Origin of the sequence: Sphingobium sp. 15-1 (genome assembly GCF_013375535.1) — a bacterium.
Taxonomy (GTDB): Bacteria; Pseudomonadota; Alphaproteobacteria; order Sphingomonadales; family Sphingomonadaceae; genus Sphingobium; species Sphingobium aromaticivastans.
In genome coordinates this window covers 2,813,184-2,837,295 of record NZ_JABXJG010000001.1, presented here as the reverse complement: position 1 = coordinate 2,837,295, position 24,112 = coordinate 2,813,184, and the positions used below count along the sequence as shown (strand labels likewise).

The following is a 24,112-nucleotide window of genomic DNA, read 5'->3' as shown; positions in this document are numbered from 1 at the left end:
GGACGCGCGCACCCGATGGGCCGGAGCGCCGAGCGGAGGACCGGGATGCGCGGCTATTTTGGAGCGAAGCGGCCGCGAGGAGCCGGAGCGTGAGCGAAGGCGGGGAAAATAGGCGCGCATCCCGGTTGCGGGCGTGCGGGCCAGCCCATAGGTCCGACACGCAGCCGGGTTCGGGTCTCGGTCGAAAGCGGGCAGCAGCGCCTGCCGACCTTCGGTCTCGCGGCCAGGCAACGGAACATCAGGGCGTGCCGCGACGGTCCCATGGGCGATCTCACCGATCCGAAAGTGTAGCCCTATTGTTCCAAAGCCCTCCAGCCCTCATTTTTTCGCGCAGGAGTTCAGGAACGGCGTGATCGTCCTCACATGCGCGTCGATGCGTTCGAGCACTGGCGCAAGAACGACGGCGCGTTCCGGAAGATGCCACCCGGCCCGTGAACAGGCTGCGGAACAGGGCAACCTTTGCCGAGGATGGAGACTTGTTGGTCACCGTCGCGCCCGCGAAGGGACCAGATTGGGTGACAGTTTCGTGGGCGAACAATTGCTTCTCGAGCGCGGCATCGAGGTCCGCCTGCTTGATCCTGAGTTCGCCCATTCGCCGCCGGACGGAAGCCATTTCCATTCTGATCGCCGCTGCACCGCCGACCGTCACGACCGCCGTCTGAAGACCGGCGGAGCTTTCCGCCTCCGCCAAGCCATCGTTCCATTTGTCTAGAAGGGTCGGCTTGCGGCATGGAGCTCTATGTCGGTTGCGGCAAAATCCTTGCCAGCACACAGCAGCGGTTCGCCGCGCTCCTTCGCGACCGCATAGACCATCAGATCGAGCAGGTTGAGCAACCCTCCCCGCCCATTGCCTTTTCCATAAAGCGGAATCGCTTCCAGAACACGCTGAGCGTGATCCTCGGTGAAAGGCAGCACGGTCAGACCGCCATCCCGCCATTGGTCCACGAGTTCCCGAGCCGGCTGTGTTGCATCCACCCGGCTTCCGCTCGCAACAGCCCAGAATTCTGCAAGCGCCGGTGCCGGCAGGAAGCCGGCTTCCTCGTCAAGCGCGTCGAGAATGCGGTCACCCCCCTCTTCCCCAAGCAGAACGGCGATCAGCGCCGAGCTATCGACAATCACCGGGGCAATCCATTCTCATCGTACAGTTCCGTATCGATTTCTGCCATGGTGGGATATTGGCGTTTCGGCACCTTGGCGAGAATCGCTTCGATCCGCGCCCGCCGTTCTTGCTGATCAGAAAGAGGCTTGGGCAGGGGCATACGATCCAGCGCTTCCTCAATCACCTGCACCTGGCTGCGCCCATTGCGGGTCAGAAGCGCGAGGCGGGCGAGTGCGCGATCAGAGCGAATGGTGATGGCGCGCTGTTGGCGCCGGGAGGGGGGGGACATGGATGTCATCCTCAGAACCATGGGTCGGCAAGGAGACTATCATGATGTGCAGCTACGTGCAAGTACGCCATGTCGGACGGGGCGTGACGGGCACGGATCCAAGAGTTTGCCGGACCAGTTGCTATCCCGACGCCGAAGCCGCCGCTGCACGCAATTTGCCGAGCACGCGCGCTGCGGCATTGCTGCCCACGGCCAGTTCGCGCGCATAGCGCAACGCCGTCGTCGACGATGACCAGCGGAGGGCAAGTGCGATCCCCGCGCCCTCGACGCCGGGTTCGAGGTCTACCATCCCAAGGTCGATCGCCTGAATGGTCCGACGGCGGAGGTGGCCATCACCCCCTGACGGGTGAGGACATGGAGGAACATGTCGAGGGACTGGGCCGTCTGCAGTGCCAGAGGAGCTTGTGCCATGACCTTCGTCTTCAATCGGGCTGGGAAGAGAAGACGGCAGATCATCGTCGTCCCGCGGGCGCATCAGCGCCCGGACGGCGGGGATCATCGCCTGCGGCACCAGCATCATCTCCAGCCCGAGCGCGCGGGAGACATTCATGAGCGTGGTGACACGGGCAGCCGCAGCGCCAGTCTTCAGTGAGCCTCGAAATGATTTTCGACGTCCACTCGACCATTCAGTACATTCACGATTTCCAAGCGATCATCGCGGTAACGGAAGAAGATCACATATCCCTGATGTGAAAGAGATCGAATGTCAGGTCGCAGTTCAGGTCGATGGGTTCCGAGCGTGCCGGGCAGGCTAGCAACATGCTCGCATCGGGCCATGAGCTTCTCGACAAAGGCTTGAGCAATCGGGAGATCGCCACCTTCAAGAGCGATGTGACGGAGGATCCCGGCCAGATCGTTTTTGGCCGATTTGAGATAAACGAGCCGACGCACTCAGTCGCCGCTACGGCTCAGTTCTTGCGACACTGCGGCGAGGTGCCGCCTCACGTCATGAGCATCATGTTCCCCACCTTGGGCAATCGAGGCATTCAGTGTTTCGCGTAGGGCGACAAGCTTGGTCTCGCGCTCCTCAACAAGCCGAAGACCCTCGCGCACGACCTCACTGGCCGACCCATAGCGGCCGGACTTGACAACGGCGTTCACAAAATCTTCCCAGCGTTCGCCTACCGAAACATTCATAGGACTCTCCATTCGACATCGCCGCATGATACCCAATAACAATAAATGTGCAATTCTTGACATTCGTGGAATGGCGTCCTCGCTTTTGTTCCATTCATCGATCAAAACGCAATGCCCACTGTAGGCTAGCTAATGGGTTCCACGGGAAGGCGGAAAAAGCCGCTCGTGCGGAAACGGCCAATATCTGCTGTCGCGAGCCCCAAGCTCGAGTAAATATTCTCCTCGCCATAAGCCGGTGTGCGCGGCATGGCCGCGCCACCGGCGAAATTTTTTGCGCCTTCTTAAGGAGGAAGGGACGGCCAAGGCCGCCCCTGGCCTGCCTCATTCCGCCGCAATCGCCTGCGGATCGGAAGGAGCGCCCTTGATCTGCAAGGGCGCGGGCAGTCCCTTCATATGCGCCTCGGCCTGCTTCCATTTCGCAAGGGACGCGAAAGGCCGAGCGGTATAGCTGGCGGCGGGGAACCGCAGCCACCGGGGAACCCAGCCATCGACCCGTCTGCGGTCATTGCTGCCGGTCAGGCAATCGCGGATGATGGCTTTCTGCGTCTTGACCTTCTCCGCGATATTGCCGTCCGCCACTTTCTTGCCCGCCACTTCGCGCAGCATGGCGTTCGCCACCTGACGATCGCGGACAAGGTCGAACAGGGCATCGTCCGCCGTCCAAAGACTTGCCATATCGACCTTGAGATAAGTGCCCACGGCCTCGACGACGGCGCTGCCCGCCTCCATCGTCTCGCCCATGACGACAGAAAGGATGGCGAGCACCTCGCCGTCGCCAAGGCCGATCAGCCGGGCGAAGATCGCGGCGATGCCCTCATCCTTGCCATGGCCGCCAGCGACGGTCGGCTCTTCCGGCGAGAAGTCGAGCAGCGCCAGAACCGCGCGGCGCTTTTCGTCGAACCGGGTTTCGGCCATGCCGGTTTCGACGCTCTCGGCAATCGCCTCATTACGGCAGGCCTGCGTCTCGACCCGCACGGTCCAGAGCGGAGACCCGACAATGGCATGGGCAACCAACAGACGCAGCGCGACGCCGGGATGATCGGTCAGCACGGCCCGGGCGGCGGCATGACGGTGGAGGTCGACATAGGTCTGCAAACTGCTCGTCGTCTCGCTGCGCAACGCCTGCGCGGCCTGTTTGTCGGCCTGCGTGCCGCTCGCCTTGGCCTCCTGCGCGCGCGCTTGCCTTGCTTCCTTGCCGGACAGCCAGCCCTCATGCAGTTCGACTTCGCCCTGATGGGTGACGGTGATGAACACCTTGCCGCCCTTGGTCTTGGGCGTCCTTTCATATTCCCAACTATGGAAATAGCGTCCCGGCTCCATAATCTCCACATCGGCCCAGCCAGCGGCAAGAAGTTCGTCGCGTTTGGCGGCGATGGCCTCATTCTGCGCGCGCCAGAAAGAAGCAGCGTCGGCAAAGACGCCATCCTCCCCGAACAGGTCCGCGACGATCTTCCCCTTGTAGCTTTCGAGCGGAAAGATCGCGTGGCTGGTGGAAATGGCCGCGCCGCTGAACAGCCATGATTTGAGTTGCTGGCCGGTGGGGCAATATTCTTCACTGTCGAACAGGGCGAGCCAAGCCTTTTGCTGCGCCTTGGTCGCAAGGGTGAGATGGCGCACGCTCGCCACGTTGATCTCGCCATCGCGATAGAGGGCGCGGATGCGCGGCAGGAGATTGCCCAAGGCAAGGATGCGCCGCACATAGAGGTCGGTAAGGCCGAAGGTCTGGCCGATCTGCTCGACGCTGCGCCCTTCCTTCTGGATGAGGCGGGTGAAGGTCTCCCATTGCGTCACCTCATCCGGGTCCAACCTGCCGATATTCTCGATGAGCGAGGCTTCGAGCGCGGCGGCATCGTCGCCCGGCCCCATGATCGCGCAGGGCAGCGGTTCGGCCTCGCCGGTTTCCTGCGCGGCAAGGATGGCGGCACGGAAGCGCCGCGCGCCCGCGACGATGCCGAACATACCGGGCGCCCCCTCAGCCTCGCCGGGGCGGACGATCAGCGGCACGATGACGCCGCGCGCCTTGACGGTGGGGAGAATGTCGGACACGTCGGGGGCCTTGTCGGCATGGCGCATGTTGGTCCGGCTGACGAACAGCTTGCCAATTTCGATATTTGCCAGTTCCATGGGTCTTCACTCCATCTTGGGTGGACCGGCTCCGTTCCCTGTCATGGCAATTGCGGCGGACGGAGCCGGATAGGCGCGGAAAGAAGAGTCCGCGCGGCTCATCCGTGCGGGTTGCGCGGAATCTCGTCGTCGGTGGGGTCATTGCGGTCCGGATCGCGCGAAAGCGCGCGTGCCCGCGCCGCCATCGCCAGCCAGCGTTCGTCCTCGGTAATACGACCCGCAAGGCGCGCGGCGTCGGCATAGACGGTGATGCCGAAGCGGGCGGTAAATGCGAGGTCGCGTTCGATCCGCAGCCCAAAGGGAAGACGGACTCTGGCGATTTCGCTCAGGCTGAACGCGCCCATTTCCGGGCAGCCGAAACCAAGGTCGGCCAACCCGAACAATGTATCGCCATCCTCATGAAGTTCCGAAGCCAGCCACGTCGCCGCGCCAATGGGGTTGAACAGTTTGAGGACCGGTACATGGTCGGGGCCACGGTTTTCGCCGTTCGCCAGCAGGCGCGCGCGAAGGTCATCGGGGAGCAGGATCATGCTGCCTGCCTCCCCTGATCGTCAGCCGCTTCGAAGGCGAGGATATAGTCGGCGGCCTTGCTCGCCTGACTGGCGGCGCGGAAGATGGCGCGATTATCCTCGCGCAGCACGGCCAGCCACGCGCCGACATAATCGGCGTGCCGGACGGTGGGCACGATCCCCAGCGCCGCGCAGAGGAAGGCGGCGGAGATTTCCGCTACATATCCTGACAGTCCAGCCAAAAATGGCGGTTGGAAGGTAAAAACCATCGGTGCCTCCAGCACTGCCCAAAACCCCATGGCTCCCCCGAGGCGGGGTTGGCGGCGAGAACGACCGGAGAGGCCCGCGCAAGCGGCGGGCCGCACCCGGAGGGGCGAAATGAAATGGAGCAGTTCGGCGAAGCCGGGCTTGCGGCGCGCCGTGGCGGGCCTAGCAGGGAGCGCCGACCAGACCCGCATCGAGGGAGGCCAAAGAAATCAGCGCCGCCGCGCCAGCGGCGTCCGCTGGTGAGCGGGCGAAGCCCGCGCATCGGCATGCGCGACGAAGCGGCCGAGCCCGCGAGGGATCGGCCGCTCAGCCTTGGTCGCTGCTGGATCATGGCTGCTGGGCGTGCATCCAGTCGGCTGCCGCTTGCGCCTTGCTCGCCGCGGTGAAGATCGCCCGGGGCTCGTCCTTGAGCAGTTGCAGCCAGGAAGCGATATAGGCCGCGTGATCGGGTCGCGGTTCGTGCGCGATCCCGAGATCGGCGAGCAGGAACGATGCGGTCAACTCGGCGGTCGCTTCCTCCATGGCGAGCGCGTGCCTGGTCCACTTGGCGCTGAAATCCCGGTCGAGCCGATGGGCTGCGCCACTGGCGTGGGCTGCCTCATGAATATGGGTGGCGTAGAAGCCGTGGGCATCGTGGAAGGCGCTGAAATCCGGCATGTGGATGTGGTCTTCGGCGATATGATAATAGGCGCTGGCCGAGCCGTAGACGGTATCGATGCCGAGGGCGGCGATGAAGGCTTCGGCGGCGGCGAGGCGTTCGCTCTCGGGCAGATCCGGCCCCGGTTCGGGCGCATAGCCATCGACCTGGTCGGCGTTGAACAGGCTGAACACCTTGGCGAAAAGCCGTCGGTGTTCGTCATCGTCGCCGGCGTCGTCGCTCTTCGCGCGAAACTCCTTCCAGAGGACGCCGAGGCTGGCGTGCTCGCCCTTGCGGACCTGCGCGCCGAGCGCCTGCCACTGGCGATAAGTGCCCCAGACGCCGCTCGCATAGCCGCTGCCATAGGCGGCGGCCCAGAGCGAGACCGTATTTATGCCGCGATAAGGCTTGCCGCTGGCGATGTTGGTCGGGCGGGTGACGTCGGCGCCGGAATGATGCCACGGCATGCGCCAAGTGCCGGTGCCGGCTTCGATGGCATCGACGATCGCTTGCGTGACGCGAGCGTAGATGTCGACACGTGGTGAGGCTGACATGATCTGTTCTCCGTTCTCGCGCCGGGGACCATCCCCGGCGGCGGAGGCCTGTTCGCGCCGGGCACAGGGGGGCTCGCGCACCCGTCAGGGCCGCAGCGAAGCGAAGGACGGCGAAGCCATTGCGCGGGCGCGCCGACCGGCGCAGGACTCCGCCAACAGCCGGGGTGGTCTACGGCGCGGGAGGATCGATCCCGGCAATCACCGCGGTCAGACGATCCAGCTCGCCCTGGAGCGCCTGACGCTGGAGATCGGAAATGCGCCGTTCGCGTAAATGCGCCCTGGCATCGGCAGCCGCGCGGTCCCAGGCCGGCCTGTGGCGAGCGGTGATGCAGGCGTTGGGACAGCGGGTCGGCTCGCACAGGGCAGTGAGCGGCTGCGCGGGATCGGGGGTCGTCACGCGCTTGAGGCAGAGCGCGGTCGCGGGATCGAAGAAGCAATCCGCGAGCGGGCCGACATGGAAGGTGCGCGCGACGCTGGCGAGCATGACGCGCAGGCGGGCGCGATCGGCGATCATGGCGGGCAAAGGCCCTTGTCTGACGGCGGCATCGTCGAGCGTCCGCGCGATACGCGGTCCCGCCGGACCGCCGAGCGATGCGCCGCCCTGCCGCCGGTCGAAATAGTCCAGCAGGTCGTCAATCTGACCGAGCCGGCGCTGCGCCTCGACCTCGGCGCGGAACCCCGATGCGCTGGTCCCGGCATAGCCCTCGAACGCGGCGACGGACGCATGCTTGTACTGGATCATGCCGGCGATGGTGCCGAACGGTCGGTTGGCGATGTGCCACGCGATCGTGCGCCGAAACTGCCGCGTCGTGATGCGCCACGGCTCGCCATCGGGTCCGGGTGGGATGACCGGCGCATCGGGACTGCCGAAGGCGGTGTTGAGGTGATCGCGGAAAGCGTTGAGCTGGCGCACCACCTCGCTCGACAGATGCGTCTTGGTGACGGCGCTCGTGCGCAGCACCGGCCAGAGCGTATCGCTGCCGCTCGCGCGCGCCGGTCGTGCCGACAGGCGTTCGAGCACCGCGATCGCGGCTGCGACCGGCTCGATCGTCACCCAGCTCGCCGCCTCGCCCATGGCCGCCCGGCGCTTGTATATGGTCGACCGGATGCGATGCCGCTCGATCAGGCCATTCTCACTGCGCACAATCGAGAGGCACCCGCGCTGCATCGCCTGCACCTCGCAGTCGCGCATGCCGGTCAGGTAGGCACACACGATATAGGCGGCCGCCTGGAGCATCCGTTCCTCATGTGCGAGGGTCTTCGCATCGAAACGTGCGCGCCATGGCTGACCGCTCTCGGGATCGATCGAGATCGGCGTGTCCATGCCGCCGACCTCCACCCCCAGCTCGGCCGCCACTGCGTCGATCAACCTCGCTTCACCGCCGGTCAGCATGAAATGCGCGCCTGGTTCGGCCTGCACGTCGATCCCGGCATGGAGATGCAGGAGATGGGCGTTGATCGGTGGGGTCACGGCGCCGGTGTTGGGGTCGATGCGCAGCTTGCCGTTATGAGCGGTGCCCCAGATCGGTGCGCCGCGCCCCTCGCGGCGTCGGCGACCGAAATAGGCCTTCAGGCGGGTGCGGCGACGTTGCCGGCGATCAGCGTCCGGAAGGCCGGCGTCGGCGGCGGCAAGGCGATCCCGGCGCGCTTCGAGCCGCGCAAGCTCGCGGCGGGCGGCCAGAATATCGTCTGCGAACATGGTGACATAGCGCAACGACCAAGCGAGTAGCGCGGCGATGACCTCTTCCGGGAAGCGCGGCGTGCGGTTCTCCAGGACATGGCGGTAGCCCGCAACGCGGGCGGGCGCCTGTCCGGCCCAAGGCTCGAATGCAAGGCCTCCGCCAGCGAGGTGGTCACGATAGTAATAGAGATCGGAAACCACTTCGAGGAGGTGGCCGACGATGACGGGTCGTCGGGCAGGATCGTCACGAAGATGACGGGCATAGGCATCGACCAATGCCTGATCGATACGGCAAACGTCGAGCCGTCCGAGCCGCTCACGGGCGAAGGCGAGGAACCGGCGGGCACGGTTGAATACTTGGCGGATGCTCGCCGGTGGTAACTTCGTTCGATAGCCCGGAAGATCGACGTTGAGGCGCGCGTAGAGATAGGCGCGCATCGCCGCCTGCACATCGGCATGTTCGAGCACGTCGAAATGCACGGTGACGTGGCAGCGCCGGGCGTTCTCGCGGAAGACGGCGGGACCGAGATCCCAGCTCGGGTCGCCGACGCGTGATAGCTCCTCACGGATATGGCCTTCCTTGAGCGGCGCGCTCGCCAGCACGGGGCGATCGTCGAAGGCCGGTGCCTGGGCATGGGCGGGCATGGTCATGCGCGGACCTCCGGCGGCAGATAAAGCCGCTCGCTCTCCATCTGCCGGCGCGCATCGGCAATGACGGCATCGGAGAAGGCCGGCACGACCTGGGCGGTGATGCGAGCATGGACGCGGCCGAACTTGGCCGCCCAGTCGGTCGCGGACAGACTCAACCGCTGCTCTTCGACGAATGCGAGGAAGGCGAGGATCGCGGGGAGCTTGCGCACGGTGATGACGGCGTTGGAACAATCAAGGCAACCCCAGAAGGGCTGCGCGCAGGGTGATCCGGCCTCGGCGAAGGGACTGTTGTGGAAGCCCGCGCAGGCGGCGAGCCAGACATCCTGTTCGCCGTCGAGCAACGGACCCACGGTATCGGGCGGCAGCAACGGCGCGGCCTGTTCGGGTGCTTCGCGCAGCGCCTGCTCGGCGGTGGGCGGAAGCACGGTCGGTATCGCGGCGGCGACTGCTGCGCGAAAAGCATCGGCGACGGCCATCTCGTGCAGGGGCCGGAGCGACGGCAGATCGGCGTAGTGGCGCGCCGCCACCTCGCGCGAGTGGCCGACCGCGAAGCGGGTCATATGCCCCTCGGTCTTGATGTACCATAGCGCCTTGTGGGTCTTGCGGAGCCGGGAGAGCAGCAGGTGGAGGGGCTTGCCGTCGTCATCGACAATATCGTGCTGAGCTACCCAGGCATCGATCCGTTCCGTCGGGTGGCGGATACCTGCCCGCAGGGCGCCAGCGTTGTGATAAGCCCAAAGACGATCGTCGTTCAGATGCTTGCGGGTAGTCGCCGTGACCTCGATCAGGCGACGAATAAGACCGCCAGGCGTGCCGCCCCCGCCGTCGCGGATGCGCATGCTCTTGTGCTCGGCGCCGCGGGCGCGGCGCTTGAGATAGCGCAGCTCCACCGTGCCGGCATGCGGGTTGGTGAGACAATCTATGGTCAGCGCCTTCAGGCACTCGGGCTCGAGGCCGGTATCGAGCGTGAGCAGCACGAGCAGTGCCGGCAGGTCGCTCGCGAGCAGATGGTGCCGGCCATGGAGGTCATCGACCAGCGTGCTGATCGGCAGACCGCGCCGCATGCGCATGAAATAGAGGCTCTTCAGCGCCGGATGGTCTGCAACGATAAAGCCCTGCCGCGCGATGATCGCTTCGGCATCGGCGCGCGCCCTGGCGATGACCGGATCGCCCTCATCGGTGCGGTCGTCGGCGCCGAGACGGCGGAACATCGCCTCGACATCGGTCCTCGCGGCGTCGCGCAACGCGCGGGCGACGAAGGGGCTATAAGCATCGCGCGGGGTCGAGCGGCCCGCCGATGTGGCCAGCGTGTAGCGCACCCTCTCATGCAGGTCGGGCGCGATCCGATCGGGCCGGTCTGCCTCGATCGCGCGCAATGTGTTGACGATCTTGCCGACCGATATGTGCCGGTGGATCGCGCCCATCCCGCGCTGTTCGAGCGCGGAGGCGAACCCATCGATATGGACTGCGCGCAGATCGCTGACGCCGGTCACCTCGGGCGCACCATCGCCAAGCCAGGCGAAGAAGTGACGATAGACCTGCACATACTGCTTGATGACGCTGGCCGCACCGATGGGGCCGCCGAGCGCTGCTGATCGACGCAGCGCGCCGGCGAAGGCGATAGCGAGCGGGCGAGGATCGAGTGCGGCCATATCAACCTGGACCGTTCCGCCATGCCGGGCCTCGATGGTGAACTTGAGGCCGAGCACCGGATCGGGCTTCTGCGGCTCCGGCGTGATCGGCGCGAAGGCGACAGGCCGGCCCTTACGGGGATGACCGCTCATACGCTTTGCGGCCCCGGCAGCAACGCCAGCAGTTCCTCAACGGCTGCGTCCACCGTATCGGCGCGGGTCGCGATATGGTCGAGGTAGATATAGGTGGTGGCGAGGCTGGCGTGGCCGAGCAGGCGTTGCACCTGTTGCAGCGGGTCGCCGAGGATCAGCCGATAGCTCTCCACCGGTCCCGCCGGCAATGCTGCTTCGCGCAGCCGCTGCTGGATCAGCAAGGCGAGCATATGGACTGCGAAGGTGTGGCGAAGCTGGTGCGGGCTGATCGACAGCGGGAAGCCGTTCTCCTCGCACCGGTTGCAGGCACGGGTGAAGATCACCTCCCACGAGTTGGGGCGGACAGGCTGCCCGACCTCGGTCAGCCATAGCGCCGCCGGCTCGCGGGGCGTTGCATCCTCGTCGCACAGGATCAGGCGGCATCGTTCCTCCGGGGTGCAGACATCGCGCATACGGTCGAGACCGGCGCGGGGGACAGGGATCGGTCGCTCGAAGCTGGCCGCCCCATCGCGCGCGGCGAACTTGGCCACGCCCGCTGCTCGCTCGACGGCGACATAGGCGGCGATCTGGCGAAGCAGCCGACGCGGGAGCAGAACGCTACGTCCCCGGTCGCCCTTGGTGAGCGGCGGCGGGAGAGGCAGCCAAAGTTGTCGGGCATCGCCGTCCGCGCGGTCGATCGCCGCGAGCTCGGCGGTGAGCAAGCCCGACGCCTCTTCGAGGCGCAGGCCGGTGGTGACGAGAAGATCGGCGAACAGTGCGTTGCGCAGCCCGTTACGGTCGCGAGCGCCGGGGCGTTCGGTGCCGTCAGGGGTGAGCCCGCGCAGGCCGACCTCGCGGAAAATGCGGTAGTCGTCCATCGTGACGAACCGCACATCCGATCGCCTGGCGACACGTTCATAGGCATCGTTGCGCGCCGCGATCATGCCGCGACCGCCGCCATGCGCCGGGCGCCATACAGCACGCCGACTGAACGGCGCCTCGGCGATCAGTCCCTGTTGCTCACCCCAACGGTAGAGACGATCGAGGCTCGCGACCGCCCTGTTCCAGCTTGCAGCGCTGATCCGCTGGGCGGCTTCGTCGCGTCGACGCGCACGATGATAGGCGGTCACGTCATCGCGCTCCGCGGTCCACATCGTCTTGCCGCAGGCATCGAGAAAGCGGAGCCAGACCGCAACATCATAGGCGTAGGCGCGCAGCGAATGGCGCGAACGGACACCCGACAACGGTAGGTCGAGAAAGAAGCGGTCGAGGTCAGCGTCATAGAGCGCGCCATCTCGAAGGATCCGCGGCACATGCGCATCGAGGCCAGAGATCTCCCGCCCCTCGGAAACGACGATGACAGACACCGACGTGAAACCCTCCCCCTGCCCCCCCTCCCGGAAGGTGGACCGGCCCATGCGTGGTTGACTCGGCAGTCATCAGGCTGGCCTCCGCCAGCTCTTGGGTCAGCGCTACGGCCAGCCAGATAACTGCCCGCCGTCGATGTACATTGCGGATTTTACCGCACGGTTGCATCCGGCGCAGACTGTCCAGATAACGCCACCAGTTCTTCGCGTGCGTAGGATTTCGAGCCGAACGGACCGGAAAGATCGCGGTTCAGCCGGTGGGCTGCGCCGGCATGATGGGAAAGCTCATGAAAGGCGGTGCGATAAAAGTTGATCTGGTCGCGGAACGCGGTTTGCGGCGGCACCTGCACATAGTCGCCGGAGGGCGAATAATAGGCCTTGTCCCCGCCGATGCGGAAGTCCGCCCCGCTCGCGGCGATAAGGGCCTCGGCGCGCGGGACGATCTCGCGTTCGGGCGGCGGCGCGGGATCACCTGCGAGTCCCTCGCGCAGCCCTTCGCATTGCGCGATATTGAAGAGCGTGAAGCGCTTGAGGAAGGGAACGGCCTTGGCATGCTCGCCCGTTTCGCGCGCGCGTTCCCGCTCGGTTTCGGGAGTGAAGCGGTCGGCATAGACAACGGCCACGCCCTGTTCGCCCTTGCGGACGTTGCCGCCTGCCTCGAGCGCCTGCCGGAAGGTCAGCCAGCATTGCGTGGGATAGCCGCCCGCGATGGCCGCGCTCCATAAAAGCAGCACATTGATACCGGAATATCGTCGGGCGGTGAGCGCGTTCCTCGGCAGGCCGGGACCGGCGCAGGCGCTGCTGTCCCACGGTTGCACCCAAGGAAAGCGGCCCGCGTCGAGTTGCGCGATGATCTTGGTAGTCACCTCGTCATAGAGATTGAGGCGGGAGCGCGCCGCCTTGTTGCGTCCCTCCCCCCGCGCGCGGCGCGTGCCGGAAATGGCCATGGCTGGCCTCCTGATGCTGCCCAAAAACCGACCGCAAACCCGCCGGGCGTGGGGGGTGGGCGGCAGGAGCGACCGGACAGGCCCGCAAGGGCGCGGGGCGGCACCCAAGGGGGCGGAACGAAGTGGAGCAGCCGAAGCGCAGCGAGGCTTGCCGGCCGGCGCCGCGGGCCTATCAGGGCGCGCCGACCACCCTCCGCGCCCAAGGGGTTGCCCACCAACGACGCCGGCGCGACGAAGGCGCGCCGGGCAACTGGCCCGGGCGCATGCGCCCCGGTGAAGCGTCTGTCGAGCGGGACGCGTGTCCCGCCTTCAGGCCATGCTGTGCCGGCAGTGGCACGGCAGAACGGGTCAGAAGGATGCGTCCGGTGCGAGAAAGCCAAGCCGCTCACGAAGCGAAAGGCTCTCTGGCGCGATCGCCAATGCCCTCTCGTCACTCTCGCGCACCTTGTCAGGAACAACGGGCGGGGTTAGTCAGCCCATGCGGGTGCCGCGAGATAGCGGGATGCCGACAGCCGGGGGCAATCGGCGCACGGGCATGTCGCAAAGCAGCGGGCTCCCTCTGCAGGAAGTTCCAACGCCCGCCCCCTTATCCCCGACATGGCCCTTCTATCGTGCTCCCGCGAATCCGCGAATATATCCCACAATATTGAGTTACCCGGCGGAGCATCTTGCGGAATGCCGCAAAGGCATTGCGAATCAAGGATAAAAATGCGTCCTGACGCATGATGATCGGCCGTCTTGTGCGGGATCGTCCACATCATCGCTGAACATCATTCCTTCCACATGAAAGGGACGATGTTGATGCAAGTGATGCCGCCATATCCTGCGTTGATCCGGCGATCCCATCCCGACTCGGGCGCTCTTTGCGACCCGCGCGCCTTTGCCTGGGAGATCGTGCGCCGACGGGCCGACTATCGCGCGACTCCCGCGACGGTGGAACGGATCGGCCAGTCAGCTCTGATTGAACTGGTCCGTCCGGCAGACATGCCCGACCGATGGGGGCTGCGTTTTCGCCGAAGACCCTGAACGGCCGGCGGACAATGCCCGCCTGTTCTGGCACGCCGACCGCGATCCGATGACAATCCGCGCCGCGGCGCGGCCCTGCCCGAGTGGACATCCCGACGCCTTCGATATCGGGAGGCTGAAAATGCCGGCATCGATCCTCAAGGATGCCGCCGGAGAAGAACTCGCTATCCGTTGCGGTCGACTGACGATCAGGCTCTGCATCGAAGCGGGAACATTGCTCGCTGGTCCCGTCATGCTCGATTTTCGCATGGGCGGACGAAGATTGCTCCAGCGCCGCCTGCTCGCCTTGCGCCAGTTCGACGCGCTGCTGCGGCTCGGACGAGTTCCGCATGCACTCCTGGGCAAGCCGCGCAACGCGGTCCGGAGCGACCTGATCCTGCGAACGCTCAATGCGCTGGCGGATCATAGGCGGGTGCGCGCCGTGGCAAGCGAACTATACGGCACACAGAAAGTCGATGCCGACTGGGCCCATGCTTCCGACTATCTCCGCATGGCCACAAGGCGATTAATGACCAAAGCCAGGCAATTGGCCGCGGGGGGCTATCTCGATCTGGTCGGCTGAACGCGCATCAGGCCTTGCGCCGGCGGACCCCGCGCACCGAAAGCGAACCCAGGCTGATAGACCCAGTCCGGCCGTCGAACCAGCGGCGCAAAAAGGCTTCATTATCGTCGAGTTTCGCCCCCAGTTCCTTGAAGATGCGCTCGAACGCGCCGATGATGTTGGGCGGCTCGAGGAAGGCAATGTCCGCTCCCCGATCCTCGTAAAAGCCCTGCAGATGCATGGCGAGAATAAGCGCCATCTTGGTATCGGCACAGGCGATGGCGAACCCGGCATCCTCGAAGGCAACCGACAGGATGATCGCGAAGGGGTCGCTGTCCGTCGCCTCGGCAAATTTCCTGATCCGGTCGAGGCTGAGACGCCCGCCGCCCGCCTCGAACAGTTCATAGGTCCGCAGCGGCAGGCCCATACGCTCGGCCACTTGGCTTGTTTTAAGATCTCGTTTGCGCCTGATGCCGCGCGTTACCTGGGCGAGGACATCGCGGCCGCCTGGACAGTCGATGGACGAAAGCAGCATTCTTGCACCCTTTGCGAGCGAACGGCCTCTCCATGGCAGATTTATGACAAATTGAATTCCGATTCGAAACGGGAATCGGCCCTACCCACCTATCTCCTCTCCCGTCGCGGCCCGACACCGCAATCGCATTCGTAAAAACATGCAGGGAAATTGCGGATTGGCCGCAAGGCCTTGCGAGCCGAACGCGTAAATCGGTCCAGCCGCCCACTGCGCGCCCATGAAATAGCGGACCCCGGCTCGACAAAAGCCGTCAAAGCCGTTCGCCTCATGAGCAGTCAAGTTCTTCTCGAGGGATGGAATGAAGCACGGTACAAGATCGTCAGGTCCCGAAATAGCGCGCAAGATCATGCGCCGAATCGAAAATGGCAGATATCGCCCCGGAGAGAGGATCATCCCAGGGGTAATCGCCCGCGATCTGGGAAGCAGCGCCATTCCCGTGCGCGAAGCGCTTTGCCACCTGGTAGGCCGGGACATATTGGTGGAACGCCATAACAGGGGGTTTTTCATCGCGCCGATGACCAGCGCGACATTGCACCAGCTTTACGCCGCGCACGGCCTCATCGTCGACCTTGCCCTCCAGCGCTGCGCGGAGGGCAGGCTTCTGCCGAATCGCCCGCGCAATCGATGGCAGCTTTTCGCCGCGATCGCGAAACAGAGCGGGGACGCCGCGCTTGTAGGAATGCAGCTTTATCTCTCCGGAAGGCTCGCCCTGTTTCGCAAGGCGGAGGAAATCCATTTCTCAGTCACGGGTCTGAAGTGGAATATCGCTGACACCCTGAACAAAGGAGAAGTCAGAAAAGCGCGCAGCATCATCAGCAAATATCACGAGACATGCCAGAAGGAATCAAGAGATATCTGGACGATTTCTTCGGATCGATGAAGAAGTTCAACAATATATTCTACAATATGACTTCGTCTTCTGGCCCAGCCATGCCTTAATGAGCCTGCGACGAACGACGTCGCTTCAAACCAGGAGTCAGTCATGCATATCCAGGATGTCAAATCCGGCCGTGGACCCGGCCGGTCCCTCGTGAAACTCGGCAAAGCGCGGCACCAGACGCGGGCATCGATGAATGAAATCGCCCCGGAACTGGTCGGCGACAAAACGCAGCGCTTCGGCGGCTGATATCGAAAGACGGGGACGCGACAGCGATAGATGCCGCGTCCCCGCTCCTGACAGGAGGTCCTATCCTTGGAAAGAAATATGGGTCTGGCCGTAAGATCGGGCGATGGAATCGTCTTCCTCGACCTTGAGCATGATGATTATGCCTGCCGCTACGATCCCGAAGAGCCAGTCGCCGCTTATGCCCAGCGCATGGCTTTAGCCAGCGGCGCTGACCCGGACCCGACGCGGCCGATGCTGACGTCCCGCTGGACGGACCTTCAACCCTCAAATTTTCCGCGCCCGACCCTCGCCCATCTCATGCGTTTCCTTGCCGCCCTCATCAGGGCCGCCATCGGATTCCCCGGCCGATCGGTGGCGGAACTGGCGACGCGCGTGCAGCGGTTCGAGGCAAGGGACAGACCACAGCCGATCACACCCGAACAGGCGTCCAACCTGTTCCGCTATCTGCTTTCCTTCACGCCGTTCACACCCAAATGCCTGTTTGGCTCCTATGCCCTGCTTCATTTCCTCGATGCCCATGGCCTCCGCGCCGACTGGATCTTCGGTGTACAGCTCTTCCCCTTTCGCGCTCATTGCTGGGTGGCGTCGGGCGACCTTCTGCTCAACGAGCTGCGGCACTGCATCGAGGATTATGCCATCATCTGGACGGTTTCGCCGCAGCGCCCATGACACCCTATCTGATCCTGTCTTGGAAGGAAGGCGATGCAAGGGCGGAAGCGCTGGTGCGCCATTTGCGGCCGCTCTGCTCCAACTGGCGCCGGCTTATCGACCGGCCCGGCCGCTTCATAGCGATCGGCGGCGACAGCTTTGCAAAGACGATCGGTCCCGAGGAGGCTTCAACCTTCATCATCGGGAACCTCTTTGCGCGCCGTCCGGACAGCGGAAACAGTGGCCTGTCGGAAGTGGGCACTGCTTTCCCGGACCTGTGCGACCGCCTTATCCGCGACCATTGGGGCGCCTATCTCGCGGTGCGCCTGGGGCGCGATGGCGAGATGTCACTGTTCCGCGATCCAATAGGCATGCTCGATGGCCTGATCTGGCAGGAGGAGGGCCTGAGCATCGCCGCTTCGAATGTGATGCCCTGGCTGGAGATCTGCGCGCCCTCCGGGCTCGCCATCGATTGGCGACGGACCGCACAATTGCTGGTCGATTCGGCCACGCTGGCAGAGGCGACAGCCTTGACGGGCGTCGGGACGATCCCCGCCGGATCGGTTCTCGACATCCGGCGCGGCAAGATGGCAGCGCGACGGCTCTGGCAGCCTTCCATCTTCTATGACCGGAAACAGGCAGGAAAAGCCGACGCGGCGCAATTGCGCGAAACCGTACAGCGCTGCGTTCAGGCATGGACCGGAACCTATGCGCAGACCATGCTGGAAATCTCGGGCGGCCTCGATTCGGCGGTGGTGGCGGCCGCAGGGACGAACGGTGGCGCCGGCATAAGATGGGGAATCAATTTCTTCACCGGCCAGCTTTCGGGCGATGAACGGCGGTTCGCGCGCGACATCAGCGCGCAGACCGGCATAAAGCTGGACGAGGTCTTCATGCCGGTCGGACGGCTTGGGCAAGAGGATCTGGAGGGTCTTCCCGTCGATGCGCGGCCAGGCCTTAGCAGCGCGTCGCTCTTTCACGAGCGGGCGCTGACGAAGATCGCGCTGGATCGTGGCGCCACGGCGCTGTTCACGGGGCACGGCGGCGATGCGCTCTTCTTCCAGCATCCGACGCCTCTCATCGCGGGCGATCCAAGCTTTCCGCGCTTCGACATCCAGGCCCATGCGGCATTGGCCAAATGGAGCAGGGAATCGGTCTGGACCGTGGCCCGTCACGCTTTCCACTTCCCGATCCCGCACAGGACCGCCGGGCTGGCCGACGAGGCGCTCGCCGGCCTTCCGATCCATGTCGACACCCCTGCGCCTGCATCGCAATGGGCAGGCGAGCTCAATTCTCTTCCGCCGGCCAAGCGGGTGCAGATCACGGCGATCGCGACGGACCGCAGTGTGATCGGTCCGTCATGGCGAAGCCGGTCGCTGACGGTGATCCATCCCCTGCTCTCCCAACCGCTGGTGGAGTGGACGATCGCCGCGGATGCCTATCGGCTGACCCTGGGCCGAAGAGACCGCGCGCTGGCGCGCCAGGCCTTTGCCGGGCGGCTTCCGGCGAGCGTCGTCGAGCGCATGGGCAAGGGGGTATTGGCCCAATATTTCGGCCGTTGCCTTTGCGCGAGCGTCCCCTTCCTGCGCGCGTTTCTGCTCGACGGTTTGCTCGTTCGAAACGGCGTCCTCGACGGCAAGCGCCTCGAGCCGATGCTGGACGAGGATTTCCTCATGCGCTTCGACTGCTATGCGAAGCTGCGCTCGGTCATCCTGATGGAGCATTGGGCGCGCGTCTGGCAAGGCCGGGTGGAGGCGATCCGCGCGGGGCGCAAGGCCCCGCTCGCGGCCGGTTCATAGTGTCATCAAGCCAGGCGAAGACCCGGGCGTAGAGATCGCGCACATTGGCGGGACTGCCGATGACATGCCCCTCGCCCCAATAGGTCAGCAACTGGGCATCCTTGTTCTGGCGGTAGAGGGCCGAGAAAAGCTGTTCGGCCTGCTGCATCGGGGATGGATCGCGGTCCGCCGCGACGATCAACATCGGCGTGGCGATATGGCCGGCACGATAGAAGGGACTGGCCGCCACATAAGCGGCCGGATCGATCCAGGGCGGCACGCCCAATCGGGCCTGACCGGTTTCGGCCCAGGCGAATTGCGATCCGATAGGCAGGGCCAGTTCGGGCGCCAGGCGAAGCGTCGGCCCGAAAATGCCGGGAACCGCGCCAAGATCATAGACCCCCGCCGAGGCGATGATGGAAGCATAGCGGCATGAACGCGAAGCGATCGCCGCCGCCGCATAGCCACCATAGCTGTGCCCCCAAAGCGCGATGCGACGCGGATCGACGGTTCCGGTCTTGATCGCCGCGTCCACGGCCAGGTCCACTTCCTCGACAAATCCCGACCCCTTGTCCGAAGCGGCGGCGCCCGACGGCAGGCTTGGAAGCAGCACCGCATAACCGCCGCCCGCCAATATCTGCGCATTGGCGTGAAAGCGCGCGCTGGCCGGTCCCTGCCCGTCGGGCGGCTCCTTGCCATAGCTCTGCCCCGGATAGGGAATGACGACGAGCGGATGACTGCGCCCGGCAGGAGCACCCGGCGGAAGATAGAGCCATCCCGTCGCAAGGCCGCCGCCAGGCAGCCGGTAGGTGAGCCGCCGGGGATCGGCGGGCTGGACATCACGCAAATGGAGATTGACGCGATCGACGATCGCGGTCCCGCTCGCGGATATCACAAGCAGGGTTTTCGTTCCGTCGGAAGCAAGGATCTGGACCGCCTTCGCTTTGCCGCTCGGGGAAATCTCGACCCGCTCCGTCCGGTCAGACCTGCCACTGGCGCCCGCGACGTCGCGCATATGGGCGATGTTGCCGATGAGTCCCGTGCCGGGTTGCTGCATCCGCTGCGGCTTCGTGCCGTCAAGGCACCATGGGCCATCGGCCGTTCTCATCGCCGCCGCGCACCGACCGATCCGGGAGAGATCAGTACCGACGTGGGAGAGGTTCGCTGTAAGCGGCTGTGGCGCGCCCCGGACCCGCAGCCTGTACCAGTCCGTCCGCCGGTTCGGTCCGGAAGCAGACTGGCCCAAGAGCAGGATATCCTTGCCGCGCCAGGCGAAGGGCATCCTGACCGAACCGTCGGGGAATTCCGCGATGGCGGGAACGACACCATGCCCCTCAAGCCTGGCAAGCGAACGCGGGGCGATGTTCAGTTCAAAAGCGCTCGCCGCCGCCCAGTCCTCGCCGCCGCGCCGCGCCACAAAGGCAAGGCCGCTGCCGTCCACCGACCATTGGATCATGCCCTGGACGTCGCAATCCGGGCAGGGATGCCAAGCGGCCCGGGCGCGGAGATCGTAGAGGGACAGTATCCGGCGGAACGGCATGTCGATCAGACTCACGGCACGATCCTGCGGCAAGGGCGTCGCTTCCCCCTGTTCGATCAGGGCGAGATGGTCCCGATCGGGCGCGACCGCCATGGCGAGGAAATGTCCCGTCGCCAGAACGGTCGTGGCGCCGGTCGATGCCTCCACCAACACCAGCCGATTGTCGGGCAGCCTGTCCCCTGCCCCCCTGAAGCGCCCGCTGCCGACCGTGGTGACGGCCGCGGAGGCCCCCGATCGTGTCGCCGCCCAGCGCGCCGGAAGGCGGTCGGCGGGCAGACTGTCGATGCGCAGCCACCAGGGGCGCTGGCCGGCTGGATCGGCGATCACCGCCAGCCGTTCGTCCGATATCCAGCGCAGTGTGACGTGAAAGGGGTTATAGTCGGGCGAAAGATCGAACCAGCGCACCGCTCCTGTGGCCATCGTCACGACACCGAGCTGCCAGCGGTCGCCCATGAGGCGGCCAATGGCGAGATGCGTGCCGCCTGAGGAGAAGCCGTAGAGGATCGTGCCGGGCTGCGCATCCGGCAGCAGCGGCGTGGCTCGAAATGGCACCCGCAGATCGACGCGGTAAAGCCGCGACCGCAGGACGACGGCACGTGCCAGCATATCGAACCGACCCATGTCGAGGAAGGATTCCCGCCGCTCGAAGACCAGCCAGCGGTCCTGAGGGTCGAAGACCAGCGCGCCGAAATCCTCGGTCCGCAAGAGATCGTCGACCGTATAGGTCCTGGCCCAGGCCGCCCCGCTCAGGATGAGCAGGGCAGCGGCCCAAAAAGTCCGCCAACGGCTCATCGCGATTACCAGCGCTTGGTGATCTGGAGGGAGACGAACCGGCCGGTCGCGTCGCTATTCGCCGCGTCATAGCCGACACCCGAGGAGGAATCATAGAAGGGCGGGTCCCGGTCGAAGAGATTCTGCGCCGCCAGTGCGACGGTCAGCCCCTTTACCGAACTGTCGCTGGGCGCCGTCCAGGCGAGGCGCGCGTCAACCGTGGTCCAGCTATGGATGGGGATGCCGGTGACCGCGCTGCGATAATGATCGACATAATTCACGCCGACAAGCGCGTCGAAAGCGTCGCGGCGCCAGGATGCGCTCAATCGACCCCGGAAATCAACGGGTTGTCCGGAAAGATTGCGCTGGTCGATGCGGACAGATGTCGGCGTGGTCCGCTGGCGCCAGGCGAGAAGATAGCTCGCATTGGCGTCGATCGAGAAACTGTTCCGCCCGTGGCGCGCCGTATAGCCGATCGCCATGTCCAGCCCCCGCACATCGGTCGAGGCGGTGTTGACATAGCGCGCGTCGACGACAGCCGCGATACGGTCCACCGGGAAGGTCGTTCCGGCGCCGCCGAACCGCTCGACCAGCGCAAGGACATAATCGCGGTCGGCCGTGTTCGTGGTGGGCGAAACATGGCGCACGAACGGCGCGAGATCGGGATTGATCAGCGCATTGCGCAGGTCGCGCGCCGCTGGCCGGTCGATCCGTCGATCGAAAATGGTCCGGAACAGCGTGCCGTTGATGCGCAGCCCCGGCACGGCCGACGGCTCGAGGTCCGCGCCGACCGTCCAGCTTCGTGCGCGTTCCGGCTCGAGATCGGGGTTCCCGCCGCCCAGAAAGAGGATGGGAACGGCCGCGCCGCGCGCGTTCACCAGATTCGTGAAGACGGTGCTCACCCGGTCGCGCAGTTGCGCGAGGTTCGGCGCCCGGAACGACGTGCCATAGGTTCCCCGGATCGCCAGTCCCTTCAAAGGCGACCAGTTCAAGCCGAATTTGGGATTGGCCGTCGTTCCGAAATCGGGATAGCGCTCGATGCGTCCGGCGATCGACAGGTCGAGACGGCGCAAACCCGGCCGCGCATTTTGCTCGCCAAATATCGGGATGCGCGCCTCGGCAAAGGCGGCGAAGATGGTCCGGGCATGGCGGATGGGGTCATCTACCGAAGGCGTGCCGGTGGCGTAGAAGGAAGTATAGTCGCTCCGGAAAAGCTCGCGCCGGACATTGGCGCCCAGGGCAATCCCCAGCGGGCCGGCGGGAAGATCGGTGAGGGTACCATCCGCCTGCAGATTGCCGGTCGCGACATGCATGACGTTGCGCGCATCGAGGAAGCCGCTTCCGACCGCCGCCAGGACGGCTGGCGAATTGGCCGACCCATCGCCATAAGGGTTGAAATAGCCATCGCGCGACGGGCTATAGGCCGTCGCGGGATCGTCACCGATCGTGCCCAGGGCCTCGGCGAGCAGCGCCTCGTTCGCGATCTGGTCGGTCAGATGCCGTTCCTTCGAGCGCGCATAGGCGGCATAGGTCGCCAGTTTCCAGTCGCCGCCAAGATCGATGTCGAGAGCGCCCGTCAGGCCGAGGGACTGAGACCAGCCGCCGTCGCGGCTCGCACCGATCTCCGTCCCGAAATCATAGCCGATAAGATCGGCCGATTGCCCGGTCGGCGAGACAAACCAGGGATTGTTCGGGGTCACGGTGAGGATGGTGATGTAGCCGCCGCCCAGCGCTTCGAAATCGCGCCGGGTGAAGCGGCCCTCGAGCGACAGGTGGATGCCGCCGCCCAGATCCTGGTTCGCTGCCGCATAGATGCTGTGTCGGGTCTGAGCAGGGATGAGCTGAGCGCCTGCGAGCGGATCCCCGGCATTGGCCTCTCCGGCGAGGAAATCCTCGGGCCCAAGCGCCGTTCCGTTCTGGCCCCCCGGTATCGCATAGAGCGCGCCCAGCCCGCCTGTCACGGGATCGAAGCCTAGGATGTTCCCGGGCAGGCTGTAGATATTGCGGTGGTCCGTGCCACCCAACGGGCGGGAGTCGGCAGTGCGGGAAAAGCGCCGGTCCCGCGCCATCAGCGGCCGGCGGTCATAATATTCGTAGGAGAGGAGCGCGCCGCCGGTGCCCCACTCGGTCCCCACGGTCTGATAGGCCTGGAATTCGTGCATGCCGCCCTTTGTCACCGTCCCGAAGCGCGCTCCGCTTTCGAGACCCTCGAACCGGTCCTTCATGATGATGTTGACCACCCCTCCCACGGCGTCCGATCCGTAGATGGCCGAGGCGCCGTCCATCAGCACCTCGATGCGGTCGACCACGCTCATCGGTATGTTGGACACATCGGCAAAGTCCCCGAGATTACCGGCCCCCGCCAGACGCCGCCCATTGACGAGCACGAGGGTGGCAGCCGCGCCCAGCCCGCGCAGATTGACGCCGCTCGAGAGGGTGGCGTTGGTGCCGGTGCGGTCGACGAAGGAAAGCGAAGCCTGTTCATTGGCGACCCCGCCGAAATTGCCGGGCAGCGCCTGGAGCGCCTGGGCGACCGAGCGATAGCCATTTTCCTCCATCTGCGCGCGGCTGATCGTCCTGACGCTCGAGCCTACCGGCGCCTGTCCGCGGATGTTGGAGCCGGTCACGATGATTTCGGGCAAGCTGGCCGGGCGGCCTGCCCCATCCGCGCCGTCCGATGCCGGCGATGGCCGCCGCGCCTCGGCCGTTCCGGGAACGACATTGGACGGCCGCGCCTCTCCCCCCACATGGGAGGAGGAAGGCCCTTCGAGCACGATCACTTTCGCACCGACCGCGCGAATGCGAAGGCCAGTTCCGGAGATCAACCTCTGCAGAGCGTCACGGGGCGTGAACCGCCCGCGCAGGCGCTCGACCTGCCGCCCGGAAACGGCCTCCGGGGCATAGATGAGTTGCAATCCGGTCTGGCGGCCAAAGATTGTCAGGGCCGACTGCAACGAGCCGGCGGGGATGTCCAACGCGAAGTCCTGCGGCATTGTGATCTGCGCCAGCGCTTCTCCAGTCGTGCCTGATCCCGCCAGAACAAGCATCGCGGCAGATGTCGCCATGTGCCGAAGGATATTTCGTAGAGCCCCCATCGCCATCGTCATTCCCCTTTTTTGGCT

Annotated in this window: 24 protein-coding genes and 1 pseudogene; 8 read left to right on the top strand and 17 right to left on the bottom strand. The window is 65.3% G+C overall.

The genetic code is table 11. The annotated features are described in order from the left end of the window. Nucleotides 1-271 precede the first annotated feature (271 nt). The 4 genes and pseudogenes from HUK72_RS13510 to HUK72_RS13495 all read right to left on the bottom strand — a co-directional run. The gene (locus HUK72_RS13510) at nucleotides 272-691 is read right to left on the bottom strand and encodes a hypothetical protein (RefSeq protein ID WP_176597222.1); all 420 of its coding nucleotides are present in this window, start codon (nucleotides 689-691) and stop codon (nucleotides 272-274) included. 17 nt (nucleotides 692-708) lie between these two features. Further along, the gene (locus HUK72_RS13505; RefSeq protein WP_176597221.1) at nucleotides 709-1,119 is read right to left on the bottom strand and encodes a type II toxin-antitoxin system VapC family toxin; all 411 of its coding nucleotides are present in this window, start codon (nucleotides 1,117-1,119) and stop codon (nucleotides 709-711) included. After that, the gene (locus tag HUK72_RS13500) at nucleotides 1,116-1,388 is read right to left on the bottom strand and encodes a type II toxin-antitoxin system VapB family antitoxin (RefSeq protein ID WP_255325717.1); all 273 of its coding nucleotides are present in this window, start codon (nucleotides 1,386-1,388) and stop codon (nucleotides 1,116-1,118) included. Before HUK72_RS13500 ends, HUK72_RS13505 begins: the two co-directional genes overlap by 4 nt. A gap of 121 nt (nucleotides 1,389-1,509) precedes the next feature. Continuing rightward, a pseudogene (locus HUK72_RS13495) lies at nucleotides 1,510-1,739 on the bottom strand (integrase); the annotation flags it as partial. A 58-nt stretch (nucleotides 1,740-1,797) separates the two neighbouring features. Between HUK72_RS13495 and HUK72_RS13490 the strand changes: the two are divergent. Beyond that, nucleotides 1,798-1,980: a hypothetical protein gene (locus tag HUK72_RS13490; RefSeq protein ID WP_176597219.1), complete on the top strand. Its 183-nt coding sequence runs from the start codon at nucleotides 1,798-1,800 to the stop codon at nucleotides 1,978-1,980. Here the strand turns inward: HUK72_RS13490 and HUK72_RS13485 are convergent. From HUK72_RS13485 to HUK72_RS13465, 5 genes are all read right to left on the bottom strand, one after another. After that, nucleotides 1,974-2,279, bottom strand: a complete 306-nt coding sequence (locus HUK72_RS13485; protein ID WP_176597218.1) for a type II toxin-antitoxin system RelE/ParE family toxin — start codon at nucleotides 2,277-2,279, stop codon at nucleotides 1,974-1,976. The two genes, HUK72_RS13490 and HUK72_RS13485, sit on opposite strands and share 7 nt — an antisense overlap. Beyond that, nucleotides 2,280-2,525: a type II toxin-antitoxin system ParD family antitoxin gene (locus tag HUK72_RS13480; protein ID WP_087573886.1), complete on the bottom strand. Its 246-nt coding sequence runs from the start codon at nucleotides 2,523-2,525 to the stop codon at nucleotides 2,280-2,282. A 321-nt stretch (nucleotides 2,526-2,846) separates the two neighbouring features. Further along, on the bottom strand, nucleotides 2,847-4,649 hold the full coding sequence (locus HUK72_RS13475) for a ParB N-terminal domain-containing protein (RefSeq protein WP_176597217.1): 1,803 nt from the start codon (nucleotides 4,647-4,649) through the stop codon (nucleotides 2,847-2,849). 98 nt (nucleotides 4,650-4,747) lie between these two features. Further along, nucleotides 4,748-5,179 (bottom strand): DUF2958 domain-containing protein, encoded by a 432-nt coding sequence (locus HUK72_RS13470; protein WP_176597216.1) that lies wholly within the window; start codon nucleotides 5,177-5,179, stop codon nucleotides 4,748-4,750. Continuing rightward, on the bottom strand, nucleotides 5,176-5,427 hold the full coding sequence (locus tag HUK72_RS13465; protein WP_176597215.1) for a zincin-like metallopeptidase domain-containing protein: 252 nt from the start codon (nucleotides 5,425-5,427) through the stop codon (nucleotides 5,176-5,178). The genes HUK72_RS13470 and HUK72_RS13465 overlap by 4 nt, the downstream gene beginning before the upstream one ends. Before the next feature lie 109 nt (nucleotides 5,428-5,536). Here HUK72_RS13465 and HUK72_RS27260 point away from each other — a divergent pair, with 109 nt between their 5' ends. Then, nucleotides 5,537-5,668, top strand: coding sequence for a hypothetical protein (locus tag HUK72_RS27260; protein WP_255325652.1), 132 nt, complete (start codon nucleotides 5,537-5,539; stop codon nucleotides 5,666-5,668). An 84-nt stretch (nucleotides 5,669-5,752) separates the two neighbouring features. Here the strand turns inward: HUK72_RS27260 and HUK72_RS13460 are convergent, their stop codons facing one another. The 5 genes from HUK72_RS13460 to HUK72_RS13440 form a co-directional block, all read right to left on the bottom strand. Next, nucleotides 5,753-6,616, bottom strand: a complete 864-nt coding sequence (locus HUK72_RS13460) for an ArdC family protein (protein ID WP_176596488.1) — start codon at nucleotides 6,614-6,616, stop codon at nucleotides 5,753-5,755. Nucleotides 6,617-6,785: 169 nt separating this feature from the next. Next, entirely contained in the window at nucleotides 6,786-8,948 is a 2,163-nt protein-coding gene (locus tag HUK72_RS13455; protein WP_176596487.1) for an integrase, read from the bottom strand. Continuing rightward, nucleotides 8,945-10,732 carry a hypothetical protein gene (locus HUK72_RS13450; RefSeq protein ID WP_176596486.1) on the bottom strand — a complete coding sequence of 596 codons (1,788 nt, stop codon included), beginning with the start codon at nucleotides 10,730-10,732 and terminating at the stop codon, nucleotides 8,945-8,947. Before HUK72_RS13450 ends, HUK72_RS13455 begins: the two co-directional genes overlap by 4 nt. Beyond that, entirely contained in the window at nucleotides 10,729-12,078 is a 1,350-nt protein-coding gene (locus HUK72_RS13445) for a site-specific integrase (RefSeq protein WP_176596485.1), read from the bottom strand. Before HUK72_RS13445 ends, HUK72_RS13450 begins: the two co-directional genes overlap by 4 nt. Before the next feature lie 152 nt (nucleotides 12,079-12,230). Continuing rightward, on the bottom strand, nucleotides 12,231-13,025 hold the full coding sequence (locus tag HUK72_RS13440; RefSeq protein ID WP_176597214.1) for an ArdC family protein: 795 nt from the start codon (nucleotides 13,023-13,025) through the stop codon (nucleotides 12,231-12,233). 783 nt (nucleotides 13,026-13,808) lie between these two features. On the opposite strand from HUK72_RS13440, the gene HUK72_RS27640 reads away from it, so the two are divergent. Both HUK72_RS27640 and HUK72_RS13435 read left to right on the top strand, forming a co-directional pair. Continuing rightward, entirely contained in the window at nucleotides 13,809-14,051 is a 243-nt protein-coding gene (locus HUK72_RS27640; protein WP_369805993.1) for a transcriptional regulator domain-containing protein, read from the top strand. Then, complete coding sequence (locus HUK72_RS13435) at nucleotides 13,987-14,613, top strand: DNA -binding domain-containing protein (protein ID WP_176597213.1); 627 nt, start codon at nucleotides 13,987-13,989, stop codon at nucleotides 14,611-14,613. Before HUK72_RS27640 ends, HUK72_RS13435 begins: the two co-directional genes overlap by 65 nt. Nucleotides 14,614-14,620: 7 nt before the next feature. Here the strand turns inward: HUK72_RS13435 and HUK72_RS13430 are convergent, their stop codons facing one another. Further along, a complete protein-coding gene (locus HUK72_RS13430; protein WP_369805958.1) occupies nucleotides 14,621-15,031 on the bottom strand; it encodes an XRE family transcriptional regulator in 411 nt (136 codons plus the stop codon). Nucleotides 15,032-15,425: 394 nt separating this feature from the next. On the opposite strand from HUK72_RS13430, the gene HUK72_RS13425 reads away from it, so the two are divergent. The 4 genes from HUK72_RS13425 to HUK72_RS13410 all read left to right on the top strand — a co-directional run bounded on the left by HUK72_RS13425 (nucleotide 15,426) and on the right by HUK72_RS13410 (nucleotide 18,700). Continuing rightward, entirely contained in the window at nucleotides 15,426-16,007 is a 582-nt protein-coding gene (locus HUK72_RS13425) for a GntR family transcriptional regulator (protein WP_255325716.1), read from the top strand. A gap of 102 nt (nucleotides 16,008-16,109) precedes the next feature. After that, a complete protein-coding gene (locus tag HUK72_RS13420; protein ID WP_176597210.1) occupies nucleotides 16,110-16,253 on the top strand; it encodes a hypothetical protein in 144 nt (47 codons plus the stop codon). 78 nt (nucleotides 16,254-16,331) lie between these two features. After that, nucleotides 16,332-16,922, top strand: coding sequence for a lasso peptide biosynthesis B2 protein (locus HUK72_RS13415; protein WP_176597209.1), 591 nt, complete (start codon nucleotides 16,332-16,334; stop codon nucleotides 16,920-16,922). Then, on the top strand, nucleotides 16,919-18,700 hold the full coding sequence (locus HUK72_RS13410; protein ID WP_176597208.1) for an asparagine synthase C-terminal domain-containing protein: 1,782 nt from the start codon (nucleotides 16,919-16,921) through the stop codon (nucleotides 18,698-18,700). Before HUK72_RS13415 ends, HUK72_RS13410 begins: the two co-directional genes overlap by 4 nt. Here the strand turns inward: HUK72_RS13410 and HUK72_RS13405 are convergent. Both HUK72_RS13405 and HUK72_RS13400 read right to left on the bottom strand, forming a co-directional pair. Further along, the gene (locus HUK72_RS13405; RefSeq protein WP_176597207.1) at nucleotides 18,609-21,011 is read right to left on the bottom strand and encodes a S9 family peptidase; all 2,403 of its coding nucleotides are present in this window, start codon (nucleotides 21,009-21,011) and stop codon (nucleotides 18,609-18,611) included. The two genes, HUK72_RS13410 and HUK72_RS13405, sit on opposite strands and share 92 nt — an antisense overlap. Before the next feature lie 5 nt (nucleotides 21,012-21,016). Continuing rightward, nucleotides 21,017-24,055, bottom strand: coding sequence for a TonB-dependent receptor (locus HUK72_RS13400; protein WP_176597206.1), 3,039 nt, complete (start codon nucleotides 24,053-24,055; stop codon nucleotides 21,017-21,019). Nucleotides 24,056-24,112: the final 57 nt, after the last annotated feature.